14 protein-coding genes are annotated in these 13,386 nt (G+C 73.7%); 10 read left to right on the top strand and 4 right to left on the bottom strand.

Annotation, left to right across the window (positions count from 1 at the left end; all coding sequences use genetic code 11):
- Positions 1-24 precede the first annotated feature (24 nt).
- Positions 25-1,191 (top strand): glycosyltransferase family 2 protein, encoded by a 1,167-nt coding sequence (locus ACIBO1_RS15375; protein WP_396746301.1) that lies wholly within the window; start codon positions 25-27, stop codon positions 1,189-1,191.
- The gene (pseI, locus tag ACIBO1_RS15370) at positions 1,188-2,237 is read left to right on the top strand and encodes a pseudaminic acid synthase (protein WP_396746298.1); all 1,050 of its coding nucleotides are present in this window, start codon (positions 1,188-1,190) and stop codon (positions 2,235-2,237) included. The genes ACIBO1_RS15375 and pseI overlap by 4 nt, the downstream gene beginning before the upstream one ends.
- A gap of 349 nt (positions 2,238-2,586) precedes the next feature.
- Here pseI and ACIBO1_RS15365 read toward each other — a convergent pair whose 3' ends face one another.
- The 4 genes from ACIBO1_RS15365 to ACIBO1_RS15350 are packed head-to-tail and all read right to left on the bottom strand — an operon-like array spanning position 2,587 to position 5,353.
- Entirely contained in the window at positions 2,587-3,051 is a 465-nt protein-coding gene (locus ACIBO1_RS15365; RefSeq protein ID WP_396746295.1) for a hypothetical protein, read from the bottom strand.
- A 49-nt stretch (positions 3,052-3,100) separates the two neighbouring features.
- Positions 3,101-3,850, bottom strand: coding sequence for an SDR family NAD(P)-dependent oxidoreductase (locus tag ACIBO1_RS15360; RefSeq protein WP_396746292.1), 750 nt, complete (start codon positions 3,848-3,850; stop codon positions 3,101-3,103).
- The gene (locus ACIBO1_RS15355) at positions 3,843-5,099 is read right to left on the bottom strand and encodes an AMP-binding protein (protein ID WP_396746289.1); all 1,257 of its coding nucleotides are present in this window, start codon (positions 5,097-5,099) and stop codon (positions 3,843-3,845) included. The genes ACIBO1_RS15360 and ACIBO1_RS15355 overlap by 8 nt, the downstream gene beginning before the upstream one ends.
- A 2-nt stretch (positions 5,100-5,101) precedes the next feature.
- Positions 5,102-5,353 carry an acyl carrier protein gene (locus tag ACIBO1_RS15350; RefSeq protein WP_396746286.1) on the bottom strand — a complete coding sequence of 84 codons (252 nt, stop codon included), beginning with the start codon at positions 5,351-5,353 and terminating at the stop codon, positions 5,102-5,104.
- Between the two features lie 79 nt (positions 5,354-5,432).
- Between ACIBO1_RS15350 and ACIBO1_RS15345 the strand changes: the two genes are divergently transcribed.
- From ACIBO1_RS15345 to ACIBO1_RS15310, 8 genes are all read left to right on the top strand, one after another.
- Positions 5,433-5,942, top strand: a complete 510-nt coding sequence (locus ACIBO1_RS15345; protein ID WP_396746283.1) for a GNAT family N-acetyltransferase — start codon at positions 5,433-5,435, stop codon at positions 5,940-5,942.
- A gap of 206 nt (positions 5,943-6,148) precedes the next feature.
- Positions 6,149-7,141, top strand: a complete 993-nt coding sequence (pseB, locus tag ACIBO1_RS15340; RefSeq protein WP_396746280.1) for a UDP-N-acetylglucosamine 4,6-dehydratase (inverting) — start codon at positions 6,149-6,151, stop codon at positions 7,139-7,141.
- Between the two features lie 2 nt (positions 7,142-7,143).
- On the top strand, positions 7,144-8,292 hold the full coding sequence (locus ACIBO1_RS15335; RefSeq protein ID WP_396746736.1) for a DegT/DnrJ/EryC1/StrS family aminotransferase: 1,149 nt from the start codon (positions 7,144-7,146) through the stop codon (positions 8,290-8,292).
- A gap of 9 nt (positions 8,293-8,301) precedes the next feature.
- Positions 8,302-9,135 carry a hypothetical protein gene (locus ACIBO1_RS15330; protein ID WP_396746277.1) on the top strand — a complete coding sequence of 278 codons (834 nt, stop codon included), beginning with the start codon at positions 8,302-8,304 and terminating at the stop codon, positions 9,133-9,135.
- Complete coding sequence (locus ACIBO1_RS15325; RefSeq protein ID WP_396746274.1) at positions 9,132-10,934, top strand: class I SAM-dependent methyltransferase; 1,803 nt, start codon at positions 9,132-9,134, stop codon at positions 10,932-10,934. Before ACIBO1_RS15330 ends, ACIBO1_RS15325 begins: the two co-directional genes overlap by 4 nt.
- Complete coding sequence (locus tag ACIBO1_RS15320; protein WP_396746271.1) at positions 10,931-11,665, top strand: cytidylyltransferase domain-containing protein; 735 nt, start codon at positions 10,931-10,933, stop codon at positions 11,663-11,665. The genes ACIBO1_RS15325 and ACIBO1_RS15320 overlap by 4 nt, the downstream gene beginning before the upstream one ends.
- The gene (locus tag ACIBO1_RS15315; protein ID WP_396746734.1) at positions 11,662-12,711 is read left to right on the top strand and encodes a PseG/SpsG family protein; all 1,050 of its coding nucleotides are present in this window, start codon (positions 11,662-11,664) and stop codon (positions 12,709-12,711) included. The genes ACIBO1_RS15320 and ACIBO1_RS15315 overlap by 4 nt, the downstream gene beginning before the upstream one ends.
- A 20-nt stretch (positions 12,712-12,731) precedes the next feature.
- Positions 12,732-13,367, top strand: a complete 636-nt coding sequence (locus ACIBO1_RS15310; RefSeq protein WP_396746268.1) for an alpha-ketoglutarate-dependent dioxygenase AlkB — start codon at positions 12,732-12,734, stop codon at positions 13,365-13,367.
- The last annotated feature ends 19 nt before the right edge of the window (positions 13,368-13,386 follow it).

Genomic DNA, 13,386 nt, shown 5'->3' with positions numbered 1-13,386 from the left:
ACCCGGGCGGTCGATGGTTGCCGCGTGGTCATTGCGCCGACGCACGCGCCGCTGTTGAGCATCGTGGTACCCGTCTACGGCGTCGAGGCGTACCTGGAACAGTGCCTCGACTCGATCCGCGGCGACGTCCCGGCCGACCGGGCCGCCGAGGTGGAGCTGGTCGCGGTGGACGACGCCTCGCCGGACGGGTGCGGAGAGCTGCTGCGCGCGTACGCGGCCGAGCGCCCGGGCGTACGCGTGCGGCACCTGGACACCAACGTCGGCCTCGGCCCGGCGCGTAACGCCGGGCTGGACGTGGCCACCGGCCGGTACGTGTGGTTCGTCGACAGCGACGACTGGCTGCCGCCGGGCACGATCCCGGCGGTGCTGAACCGGCTGCGGGCCGACCGCCCCGACGTGATGATGATCGACCATCTGCGGGTGCACGACTGCGGTCGCCAGGAGGAGGACCCCAGCAGCCGGTTGCTGCGGGACACTCCCGGCGTGCTGCGGCTGGCCGACCGGCCCCGGCTGCTGCGGGTGCAGCACACCGCCTGGAACAAGGTGGTCCGCCGGGAGTTCCTGGCCGAGCTGGGCTTGCGTTTCCACCCCGGCTGGTACGAGGACATCCCGTTCAGCCACCCGCTGCTGATCGGCGCGGAGCGCATCTCGGTGCTGGACCGGGTCTGCTACCTGTACCGCCAGGGGCGGCAGGGCGCCATCACCTCGACCCGCAGCGGCCGACACTTCGACGCCTTCGACCAGTACGATCGCCTCTTCGCCTGGCGGCACGAGCGGTACCCGGACGGGCGCTGGCACAGCGAACTGTTCGACCTGATGGTGAACCATTTCCTGGTGGTGGTGGGCAACGACGACCGACTGCACCCGCACCTGCGGCGCGACTTCTTCCGGCGCGTCGCCGAGCACTACCGCCGGTACCTGCCGGAGCGCGGGTATCCCCGGCCCGGCGGGGTGGTCGGGTTCAAGCACCGCCTCGTCGGCCGGGACAGCTACCTGGCGTACGCCGCGCTGCGCCGGGCCCACCGAATGGCCACCCGGTTGCGTGCTGCGACGCCCGCCGCCCCGACCGCGCCCGCCGCATCGACCTCGACCGCCGCGGTGTCCGCCGCGTCCCCGGCCCCGCCCGACGGCACTCCGGACCCCACGTCGCCCCGCCCGTTGGTGCGGACTCGCCAGAACGGATCACGATGACCACCTTGAAGATCGGCCCGCACCTGGTCGGCGCCGGAGAGCGCCCCTTCGTGGTGGCCGAGATGTCCGGCAACCACAACGGTGACCTGGGCCGGGCACTGTCCATCGTGGACGCCGTCGCGGCGGCCGGCGCACACGCGCTCAAGCTCCAGACGTACCGACCCGACACGATCACCATCGACGTCGACACCCCGGCGTTCCGCATCTCCGGCGGGCACGAGCTGTGGGGCGGGCAGAACCTCTACCGGCTCTACGAGCAGGCACACACCCCGTACGAGTGGCACCGGCCGATCTTCGACCGGGCGCGCGAGCACGGCCTGACCGTCTTCTCCTCCCCCTTCGACGCCTCGGCCGTGGAGCTGCTGGAGGAGTTGGACGCGCCCGCGTACAAGATCGCCTCGTCGGAGCTGGTCGACCTGCCGCTGATCCGGCTCGTCGCGGCCACCGGCAAGCCGATGGTCATCTCCACCGGGATGGCCACACTGGCCGAGATCGACGCCGCCGTCCGCACCGCCCGCGACGGTGGTGCCGGTGGGATCGTGCTGCTGGCCTGCACCGCCTCGTACCCGGCGCCGCCCGCCGACAGCAACCTGCGCCGCATCCCGGTGCTCGCCGAGGCGTTCGGGGTACCCGTCGGCCTCTCCGACCACACGCCCGGCATCGGCGTGCCGGTCGCGTCGGTGGCCCTCGGGGCCTGTTTCATCGAGAAGCACGTCACGCTGGACCGCGCCGACGGCGGCGTGGACTCCGACTTCTCGCTGGACCCGTCCGAGCTGGCCGCGCTGGTGGTCGAGTCGGAGCGGGCGTACGCGGCGCTCGGCGGCACCGCCGTCGGCCCCACCCCCGCCGAGCGGGAGGGCCTACGTTTCCGCCGTTCGCTCTATGTGGTGGCGGACGTGCGGGCCGGGGACGAGGTCACCGCCGCCACCGTGCGCTCGATCCGGCCCGCCGGCGGGCTGCACCCGGTGGAGATCGACCGGGTCCTCGGCCGTCGCTTCACCACCGACGTCGCCCGGGGTACCCCGCTGAGCTGGGACCTGATCTGACCGTTGGGCCTGGCGTCTCCCACAGCGACCTGGCCGCCGACCCGCCGACATCCTCGCCGAGGGCTACGGCCCGGCGCTGTTGCCGCGACCGTTCGGCATCCGGGTCGACCGCGCGGTGCTCGTCGGGGGTGGCGTGGTGTTGGCCGACAGCTATCGGGCCAAGGCCCGGGGTGCCGCTGAGGGGTTTCCGACAGCGCCCGAAGCCCGGCAGTCCGCCCTGGCCTCGATCAGGTGGGGCCGAGCGGTCGGTGACACGACAGCACAGACGGTTCAGCTCGAAAGGGCCCCGACCGGGAGGTCCGAGGTCCGAGCCGGAAGGTCCAAGGTCCGAGCCGCGAGCCGCAAGGTCCTAGTCGGGAGATGCGAGGCCCGGGTCGGGAGCGGCGAGGCCCGGGGCGAAGGCGACGGTGACCACCAGGTCGGAGAGCCCGGCCCGGTCCACCGGGCCGACCTCTCCCGCACGGCCCGAAGGGCTGAGGATCAGGGTGCGCCACAGCCGGACGGTGCCGGTCGGCGCACTCAGGCCGTGCTGTCGCCACAGGGCGACCATCGGCACGTCGGCGAGCTTGGCCACGCACTCGGTCCGGGTCCACCGGGCCCAGAAGTTCGCGGTGCCGAAGCGGTGCGCCAGCATCGGTGGCACCTGGGCAGCGGCGTACTCGGCGTCGATCGCGACTCGCCAGCCCGGGATCGACGGCGCGTACCACCCGACGCAGCGTCCGTCGGCCAGGTGGCTGCGGGTGACGGCGTCGCCCGACTCGGTGGCCGACGCGACGCGCAGGTGTCGCGGCGCGGCGGCGAGGAGCGCGGCCACCGACGGTCCTGGCGTGCCGACGGCGACGCGGGAGGACACGGTGCCCGGGTCAGATCGAGGCCGCACCGTCGACCACGATGACCTGGCCGTTGATGTTGGTCTGGTCGCGGAGCAGCATCCGCACCACCGGCACCACCTCGTGCGGCTCGGTCAGGTGGCCGGTCGGGGTGCGGCGCACGATCTGGTCCAGTTGGGTCGGCCCGAGCACCGCCGACATCTCCGAGGCGAAGAAGCCCGGCGCGACGGCGTTGACCAGGACCCGGCCGCCCAGTTCCCGGGCCAGCGAGCGGGTGGCGGCGTCCATCCCGCCCTTGGTGGCGGAGTACGCGACCAGGCCGGGGAAGCCGCGCTGGGCGCAGATCGAGGTGACGTTGACGATCCGCCCGCGCCGTCCCTGCGCCAGCATCCGCCGCACGGTGAGCCGGGTGAGCTGCAACGGCGCGGTCAGGTTGGTCTCGACGATCCGGGCGATGTCGGCGTCGGCGGTGTGTACGTGCAGCGAGTCCTGTCCGACCGCCGCGTTGTTCACCACACCGTCGACCGGACCGAGCCGGTCCTCCACCGCCCGTACGAACGCCTGCGTGGCGGCCCGGTCGGTGACGTCGACCGCGTCGACGTGAACCCGGTCCGGATGGGTCTCGGCGAGCTTCGCCAACTCCGGGGTGACGGCACGCGCGAAGGCGGCCACCTTCAGCCCCGCGTCGAGCAGGTCGGTGACGATGGCGAGGCCCAGGCCCCGGGAGCCGCCGGAGACGAGCACCACGGTGGACGGTGGGACGGGAACGGGGGTGTCAGACATCGCTCTTCAACGTCTCCTTGACGGGGATCTCGGCGCGCAGCCGGATCCGGCGGGGCACGGCGTACTCGGGCAGCCGGTCGGTGCACCAGCGCACCAACGCCGCCTCGTCGAGGTCCGGTCCGGTCGCGCCGGACACCGGTGGGGCGGGCACCACCTCGGCGACGACCATGTGCCCGAGCAGCGGGGCGCGGCGGCCGGTGACCCGGGCCCAGGCCACCCGGGGGTGCGCGGTGAGCACGTCGCGGACCAGGCCGGCGGAGACCTTGCTGCCGCCCACGTTGATCTCGTCGGCGTCGAGCCGCCCGGTGATCAGCACCCGTCCGTCGACGACCTGCGCCCGGTCCCCGGTGCGGACCGGGCCGGCCAGACCGACCCCGTGGTACGGCGAGGTGACCACGAGTTCGGAGTCCCGCAGGCCGATCGTGGGGCGTCCGGGGACGGTGCGGTCCAGCCACTCGACCGGGAACCCGGCCCGCCCGTCGTGCACCACGATCGCCGCGCCGACCTCGGAGGAGGCGTAGATCCAGGAGATCCGGGCGGCCGGGAAGACCTCCCGCAGCCGGTCCAGGACCGCCTGGTCGACCGGCTCCCCGCCGAGGGTGAGCTGCCGCAGCGGCACCCGCGCCAACGCCTCCGGATCGCGGTGCAGCGCCCGACGCCAGAAGGTGGGCGTACCGGAGGCGGCGTCGACACCGTGTGCGGCGGCCAGCGCCGGCCAGTCGTCGAGCTGCTCCGGCTCCACCACCACGAGGTGCTGCCCCGGCTGGGTCAACGCCAGCGTCACCACCTGCCACCAGGCGTACGTGCCGGGGGCGTACGGGCAGAGCCAGGTGCGGCCCGGTTGCGCGCCGCGGACGGTGGTCAGCGACTCCAGCGTGTGCCCGACGCGCTTCGGACGTCCGGTGGTGCCGGAGGTCAACAACCAGAGTCGACCGGGCTCGGCCGGTCGGGGCCAGGTCGGAGCGAGGGCGACGGTCGGGTCGGCGGCGGTCAGGGTGAAGCCGGCGGCCCGCAGTTCGTCCCGCAGCCCGGCGTCGACCCGGGCGGCGCTGGCGAGCAGCAGCTCGGTGCCGTGCACGGCGTGGTGCCGAGCGGCGGCGAGCGCGTCGCGGGCGGAGTACGCGAGCACCGCCACCGGGTCCGGCAGGGCCGGCTCGGGCAGGTCCCGCCAGGTCAGCACGCTGCCGCCGACCACGACGCGGTTGTCCACACCGGCCGGGTACGCCCCGAGGCGCGCGGCGGTCCGCACGCTCACTGCCGCTGGAGGTCGGCGAGGAAGTCGAGGACGTCGCCGACGGTGGCGATGCGCCGCAACCCGGGGGCGTCGAAGTTCAGCTCCTCACCCGTGACGTCCTCGACCCGCAGGGCCAGCTCGGAGAAGTCCAGTGACCGGAAACCGATCTCCCGCAGATCCGCCGCGTCGTCGTCCGGCAGCGCCTTGCCCTGGTTGGCCAGCACCTGCCCCATGAGGTCGCGAATCTGCGCGCGACTCAATTCCGTCATGCCGCGGAGTGTACAGCCACAGGAATCGCGATTAGGGTGCCCGAAGACCCTGAAAATACGAACAGAAAGTGAGCGGTACGTGCTGCGGGACGCCACCGGGGACGACGTTAACCTGATGTTGTCCTGGCGTAATCAGGACGTCAATCGACAGGTCAGCAAGACCAGCCACCTGATCGGTCCGGAGGAGCACCGACGGTGGTGGGACGCGGTCCGCAGCGACCCCACCCGTCGGGTGCTGACCTACCTGCACGACGGGGTGCCCTGCGGCGCGGTCACCTTCTTCGACCTGCGGTTCGACGGTCCGCGTACCGGGTCGTGGGGGTTCTATCTGGACGCCGAGGGGCTGGCCGCGCGGGGTGAGACGCTGCCTGTCTGGCTGGCCGTGATGCGGGCGGCGGTCGGGTACGCCTTCGACGTGCTGACGCTGGACCGCCTCGACGGCGAGGTGCTCGCCGACAACACCGTGGTACGTCAGATGAACCGTCGTTTCCGCTTCGTCGAGGGCGTCGGTCGTACCGAGGTCCACGACGGCCGGGAAATCACCGTCGTCCCCATTTCGCTGGAGCGCGACAATCGTCGTCAGAACTGACGGGGCGAGCCGTCCACGTCGCGTTCACGCAACGTTCGTAAATTGTTTCCGGCACCGCCGGAATCGTGCCCGACGGTGCCGGTCATTCACGGCCCCAGCGGCCCAGGTTAACCGCAGGGCGTGAGCGCGTTAACCCACCGCCCTTAGCGTTCCCACCCGGCCGGCTGTGGCGTCGCCGGCTCACCGACGACCACGGGAGCACCACATTGAGCGAGCTGAACGGATCGTCCATCCTCGTCACGGGGGGCACGGGTTCCTTCGGCCGGACCTTCCTCCGGCACCTCCTGCACGAGGTCGACCCGGCCCGGGTGGTGGTCTTCTCCCGTGACGAACTGAAGCAGTACGAGCTGCGCCAGCAACTCGGCGACGACCCGCGACTGCGCTGGTTCATCGGCGACATCCGGGACCGGCACCGGCTGACCCGGGCCATGCACGGGGTGGACCACGTCGTGCACGCCGCCGCGCTCAAGCAGGTCGACACCGCCGAGTACAACCCCTCGGAGTTCATCGCCACCAACATCACCGGGTCGCAGCACGTCGTCGACGCGGCGATCGAGGCCGGCGTACGCAAGGTCATCGCGCTCTCCACCGACAAGGCGTCCAGCCCGATCAACCTGTACGGCGCGACCAAGCTGGTCGGCGACAAGCTGTTCGTCTCCGCCAACCACTACGCGGCCCAGCACCCCACCCGCTTCTCGGTGGTGCGCTACGGCAACGTGGTCGGCAGCCGGGGCTCGGTGGTGCCGCTGTTCCGCCGCCTCGCCGCCGAGGGCCGCAGCCTGCCGATCACCGACAAGCGGATGACCCGGTTCTGGATCACGCTGGACCAGGCGGTGCAGTTCGTCCTGGACTCGTTCGACCAGATGCAGGGCGGCGAGTTGTTCGTGCCGCGCATCCCCAGCATGCGCATCCTCGACCTGGTCGAGGCGGTCGCCCCGGACGCCACCACGCACGAGATCGGCATCCGTCCGGGCGAGAAGCTGCACGAGGAGATGATCGCGCCGGACGACAGCCGCCGGACGCTGATCGCCAAGGACCGGTTCATCGTGCAGCCGACCATCGCCACCTGGGGCTACCAGCCGCCGGTCGACTGCGAGCCGGTGTCGGACGGCTTCGCGTACCAGTCGGACACCAACGACGAGTGGCTCACCGTCCCGCAGTTGCGCGCCATGCTCGGCCTCACCGCCCTCGCCGCATGAGCATGCTGCCGTACGGTCGGCAGTCGGTGACCGAGGAGGACGTGGCCGCCGTGGTCGCCGCGCTGCGCAGCGACTGGCTGACCACCGGCCCCGAGGTCGCCGCGTTCGAGGCGGAGCTGTCCCGGTGGGCCGGTGGCGCCGGGGTGGCGACGGTCTCCAACGGCACGGCGGCGCTGCACGTGGCGTACGCGGCGGCCGGTGTCGGTCCCGGTGACGAGGTGATCGTGCCGCCGACGACGTTCGTGGCGACCGCGAGCAGCGCGCTGGCGCTGGGCGCGCGGATCGTCTTCGCCGACGTCGAGGAGGAGACGTACACGCTGGACCCGGCCGCGGTGGCCGCCGCCGTCACCGAGCGGACCAAGGTCGTCGCCGCCGTGGACTACGCCGGGCACCCGGCCGACTACGACGCGCTGCGCGCCGCGATCGACGGTACGGGCGCCACGCTGCTCGCCGACGCGGCGCACTCGATCGGGGCCACCTACCGGGGTCGGCCGGTCGGCACGCTCGCCGACCTGACCACGTTCTCGTTCTTCCCCACCAAGAACATGACCACCGCCGAGGGCGGCGCGATCGTCACCGACAATCCGGAGCTGCTCACCCGGGCCCGCCGGTTCCGCAACATCGGACTGGTCCGGGAACCCGACGAGCAGCGGTGGCCGGACGAGGGCGGCTGGCACCAGGAGGTCCACTCGTACGGGCTGAACTACCGGCTGCCCGACGTGCTCTGCGCGCTCGGCCGCAGCCAACTGCGCCGCCTCGACGCGTTCCTGGCCCGCCGGGCCGAGATGGTCGCCCGCTACGACGAGGCCCTGGCCGACCTGCCCGGCGTGCTGACCCCGGGTCGGCGGGACTGGGCCGCACCGGCCTGGCACCTGTACCCGATCCGGGTGCGCGACGGCCGCCGTCGACAGGTGTACGAGCGGATGCGCGCCGCCGGCATCGGCGTGCAGGTCAACTACATCCCGGTGCACTGGCACCCGCTCTTCGCCGACCTCGGCCACCGGCGCGGCGCCCACCCGGTCGCGGAGGCGTTCTACGCCCAGCAACTGTCGCTGCCGCTCTATCCCGGCCTGCGCGACGTCGACCAGGACCGGGTCGTGGAGGCGCTCGCCACGGCACTGCGCGGCACGCGGGTCCGGTCGGCCGCCTGAGAGGACCCGATGCACCACGCGAACCACTTCTACGGGCACGCACACGTGCTGGCCCGCTACGCCGGGCTGGGCGACGGGCATCCACCCCGGATCGACGGGTACGTCCAGCACGGCTGGAACATCGGCGACGGGCTGGCGCCCGGCCACCCGTACGCGGACCGCGCTCCCAGCCTGCTCTGGTCGGAGCAGACCCGGCGACGGGCCTGGTCGGTGGGACGGCGCAACGTCACCGTGATCGGGGCGCCCTTCGCGTACCTGCTGGCGATGCGGGCCGCCGAGCCCGCGCCCGAGCGGGAGGGCACCATCTGGTACCCGTTCCACGGGTGGGAGGGGCAGCACGTCACCGGTGACCACCGGGAACTGATCGCCCGGATCCGGGACACCGAGCCCGGCCCGGTCACCATCTGCCTCTACTGGCACGAGCACCGGATGCGTCGGGTCCGCCGGCTCTACGAGAACGCCGGGTTCCGGGTCGTCTGCCACGGCTACCGGGGGCACTGGTGGAAAGACACCGACCCGCTGTTCCTGGACCGGCAGCTCGACGAGCTGCGCCGCCACCGGCGCGTGGCGTCGAACCGGCTGACCAGCGCCATCTTCTACGGCGTCGCGGCCGGGTGCGAACCGGCCGTGTACGGCGACCCGATGACGCTGTCCGACGAGGACCCCACCTTCGGCGGCACCGCCCGGATCCGCCGCCAGTGGCCGGAGCTGCACGGCGAACGGGTGCACCTGGCCACCGCCGAGGAGATCACCCGCGCCGAACTGGGCACCGACCACCGCTACCCGCCCGCCGCCCTACGCGAACTGCTGGGCTGGGCGAACCCGGACGAGGAGACGACGTGACGACCGAGACGGCCGTGACGCTGCCCGGCGGCGAGATGCCGGCCTGGTCCGACGAGGCGGCCGACGCCGGCCCGCTCGCCACGCTGGTGGCCCGGCTGGTGCCCGACGGCGCCCGGGTGCTGCTGGCCGGGCCGCACGACCCGGCGGTACGGAAGGCGTTGACGCACACCCGAATCACCGCGCTCCTGCGCGGCTACCCCGACGCGGCGGCGCTCGCCGGTCAGGTCGACCGGGTGGTGGTGGCCGGTGTGGCGGGGCTGCCCGCCGACGAGGAGTACGACCTGGTGCTCGCCGCCGCCGGGCTGGACGCGATGGAGTCGGTCGAGGGCCCCCGGCTCGGGTGGGACGCCCGGCTGCGACGGCTGGCGGCGGCCGTACGCCCCGGCGGGACGCTACTGCTGCGGCTGGACAACCCGCTCGGCGTACACCGGTTGGTGGCCGACTCCCCCTGGTACGCCGACCGCGCCGACGCGGCGTGGAGCGTCGGCGGGGCGCTCGACGCGGACCGCCCGGCCAGTCTGGACCAGCTCCACGTCCGGCTGACCGACGCCGGGCTGCGGGCGGGCGGCTGCTACGCCGGATATCCCCGGCCGGACCTGACCACCGCGCTGCTGGCGACGGACCGGCTCACCCGGCACACCGACTCCGGGCTGTTCGACGCGCTGGTGCAGCGCAGCTGCGCCGAGGGGTTCGACGGCCGGTTCGTGCTGGCCGATCCGGCCCGGCTGGCCGTGGACGCGCTGCACGCCGGCAAGGCGACCGAGCTGGCCCCGTGCTGGCTGGTGCTCGCCCAGCGGGGCACCGACACACCCGGCCCGGTCTTCGACGGGCTGCCGGTGGCGCTGGTCCGCTCCGACGGCACCGACGGTCCGGTCCTGGAGGTGGTCGACGGTCCGCAGGGCTGGCGGTGGCGCGGCACGGCACCGACCGGACCGACCACGCCCGCCACCGCGCCGTACGCGAGCCGGCAGGCCGCCCACCGCGACCCGGCGGCACCGGACTGGCCGGTCCCGGACGGGCGGCTGCTGCGCACCCTGCTGCTCGACGGCTGCCTGCGCCGCGACACCGCCCTGCTGCGCCGCCTGCTGCGCGGGTACGCCGACTGGCTCTCCGGGCAGGCCGAGCAGGGTCGGCTCGGCGGGGCGGCGGCGCTGGCCGGGGCGGAGAACCTGGTCGTCGCCAGTGACCGCTTCGCGGTGCTCGATCCGAGCTGGCGGGCCGGCGACCCGTTGCCGGTCGACGTGGTGCTCGCCCGGACGCTGTGGCGCTTCGCCACCGACCTGGTCACCGGCGGGTACGCCCACCCGTGGACGTCCACGTTGGACGTGGCGGGGCTGACCGTGGTGCTCGGTGGGGTGGCCGGGCGGGACTTCGACCGCGCGGTGGTGGACGCGGCGGTGGAGACCGAGGCCGCCGTCGGCGCCGCGCAACGGGGGCTGGACGCCGCCGGACGCGCCGACCTCGACGCCCACCTGCACGCGGTCACCCCGACCGACCCGCCGTCCGGCCCCCGCAGCTACCAGCAGCTCCACGAGGCGTGGCGACGCCAACGCGAGGAGAACACCCGGATGGCGGCGCTGCTGACCTGGACCGAGGAACTGCTCACCTCGCGGGAACGCGCGCTGCGCCGGGCCGAGGCGACGATCAACCTGCTCAGCGGCTCGCTCAGCTACAAGGTCGGTCGGCTCGCCGTCACCCCGGCCCGGCTGGCCCGCCGGGGCGCACGGGCCGCCAAGCGCCGGGCCCGCGCCGCGCTCACGCCCAGACAGCCGGACCCGAAGCGGACGGAGCGGTCGTGACCGAACGGATCGTGGGTGTGGTGCAGGCCCGGATGGGCTCCTCGCGGCTGCCCGGCAAGGTGCTGCGCCCACTGGCCGGACGCAGCGTGCTGGGCCGGGTGGTACGCGCCGCGCAGGACAGCGGCGTCCTCACCGACCTGGTGGTGGCCACCAGCACCGACCCCGGCGACGACGCGGTGGTCGCCGAGTGCCGGCGGCTCGGGGTGGCCTGGCACCGGGGACCGGTCGACGACGTGCTGACCCGATTCGTCGGCGCGCTCGACGCCCACCCGGGCGACGCGGTGATGCGGTTCACCGCCGACTGCCCGCTGCTGGACCCGGAGATCGTCGCGCTGGTCGCCTCGGTGTACCGGGCGGTGCCCGGACTGGACTACGCCAGCACGTCGATCACCCGTACGCTGCCGCGCGGCCTGGACGTGGAGATCATCCGCGCAGAGGCGCTGCGGACCGTGGACAAGCTCGCCACCGGCCACGACCGGGTGCACGTCACCTCGTACGCGTACGCTCACCCGGAGCGCTTCCGGGTGCTCGGGGTCACCCTCACGCCGGACCGGTCCCGGCTGCGGCTCACCCTCGACACCGAGCCGGACTGGCAGCTGGTCGACGCCGTGGCCGCGCACTTCGGCGACGTCGCCGTGCCGCTGGCCACGCTCGCCGACTGGCTCGACGGGCGACCGGAGGTGCGGGCGCTCAACGCCGAGGTGCGGCAGAAGCGGTTGGAGGAATGCTGAGCACGGTACGGGTCGGTCTGCGCTGCGACGCGGACCCGCAACGCGGCGTCGGGCACCTGGTCCGTTGCCTGGCCCTCGGCGAGGAGTTGCTGTCCCGGGGCGCCACCGTCGAGGTGTTCGGCACGGTGACCGGCGTCGACTGGGCGGTCGGTCACCTCACCGCCCAGGGCATCCCGCTGCGTCCCGGCCCGGACACCCCGGACGGGCTGGTCCGCGCGGCCCGTCGGCACGACCTGGACGTGCTGGTGCTCGACTCGTACGACCTCGATCCGGCCGGTGCCGGCGCGCTGCGGGAGTCCGGGGTGCTGACCCTGGCAGTCGTCGACGGCGACACCCGGGGACAGGACGCCGACCTGTTCCTGGACCAGAACTTCGGCGCCGACATGGTGACCTCCGGCCGGTTGCTGGCCGGCAGCGCGTACGCCCTGCTGCGCGACTCGGTGCTGGCCGCCCGGCCGGCGACGCCGCGCCCGGTGGCGCAGGTGGACCGGCCCTCGGTGCTGGCCTTCTTCGGCGGCACCGACGCGGCCGGAGCGGCACCGGTGCTGGCCGAACTGCTGCTGGCCACCGGGCGGCCGATGACGCTCACCGTCGTCGTGGGGCGGCCCGAGGTCGCCGGGCGACTCACCGCACTGACCAGTGGACCAGGTCAGTCGCTGCGGCCGGTGCCGCCCACCGGCGCCCTGCCCGACCTGATCGCCGCCGCCGACCTGGTGGTCAGCGCGGCCGGCACCTCGACCTGGGAACTCTGCTGCCTGGGTGCGCCGTCGGCGCTGGTCTGCGTGGTGGACAACCAACGCGAGTCGTACCACCGGGTGGCCGCCGCCGGACTGGCCGCCGGACTCGGCGAGCTGCCGGACCTCATCGCCGACGACACCGCCCGGGCCGCCGCCGTCCGGCTCCTGGACGAGCTGCTCGAAAGCGGCGTACGCCGGGCCGCCCTCTCCACCCGGGCGCACGCGGCGGTGGACGGACGCGGGCGGGGCCGGGTGGTCGACGCGATGCTCGACGCCCTCGACCACCAATGGATCGCACAGGTGTACTAAATCCCTGCTAGGGTGGCCTCATGTCGCAGGCCGTGTACCAACCGTCGATGCTCGACGTCACCGACGCGCCCCCGACACTCGGGCCACTGGCCGGCCAGATGCGCCGGCACCCGCTGAGCCACGGCGCCTGGGTCGACCACCAGCCCGGCTGGGTGCACGGCTCCGACCAGGTCCTCGACGTGCTCCTGCGGGACGTGCCGTGGCGGGCCGAACGCCGCACCATGTACGACACCGAGGTCGACGTGCCCCGCCTGCTCTGCTGGTACGCCGCCGGCCGGGCACTGCCGCACCCGGTGCTGACCACCGCCCGGGAGACGCTGACCCGGCACTACGCCGACGCGCTGGGCGAGCCCTTCGTCACCGCCGGCATGTGCCTCTACCGCGACGGCCGCGACAGCGTGGCCTGGCACGGCGACACCCTGGGCCGCTCCGCGCACACCGACACCCTGGTCGCCATCGTCTCGTTCGGCTCGCCCCGCCAACTCCTGCTGCGCCCACGCGGCGGCGGCACCGCCCTGCGCTTCCCGCTCGGGCACGGTGACCTGGTGGTGATGGGCGGCTCCTGCCAACGCACCTGGGAACACGCCGTGCCGAAGACCGCCCGCCCGGTCGGCCCCCGGGTCAGCGTCCAGTTCCGCCCGGCCGGCGTCGCCTGAGCGACACCTGACCGGGCCG

This window comes from Micromonospora sp. NPDC049903, from assembly GCF_044460945.1.
In the GTDB taxonomy this organism is placed as follows: domain Bacteria; phylum Actinomycetota; class Actinomycetes; order Mycobacteriales; family Micromonosporaceae; genus Micromonospora.
Note: the sequence above shows the minus strand (reverse complement) of the source record. Positions and strands in the feature narration are given on the sequence as shown.

Bases quoted from the DNA above. Each gene is read 5' to 3' on its own strand.
- pseI (WP_396746298.1), top strand. From the start codon at position 1,188: ATGACCACCTTGAAGATCGGCCCGCACCTGGTCGGCGCCGGAGAGCGC.
- ACIBO1_RS15360 (WP_396746292.1), bottom strand. From the start codon at position 3,850: ATGTCTGACACCCCCGTTCCCGTCCCACCGTCCACCGTGGTGCTCGTC.
- ACIBO1_RS15350 (WP_396746286.1), bottom strand. From the start codon at position 5,353: ATGACGGAATTGAGTCGCGCGCAGATTCGCGACCTCATGGGGCAGGTG.
- ACIBO1_RS15335 (WP_396746736.1), top strand. From the start codon at position 7,144: ATGCTGCCGTACGGTCGGCAGTCGGTGACCGAGGAGGACGTGGCCGCC.
- ACIBO1_RS15330 (WP_396746277.1), top strand. From the start codon at position 8,302: ATGCACCACGCGAACCACTTCTACGGGCACGCACACGTGCTGGCCCGC.
- ACIBO1_RS15310 (WP_396746268.1), top strand. From the start codon at position 12,732: ATGTCGCAGGCCGTGTACCAACCGTCGATGCTCGACGTCACCGACGCG.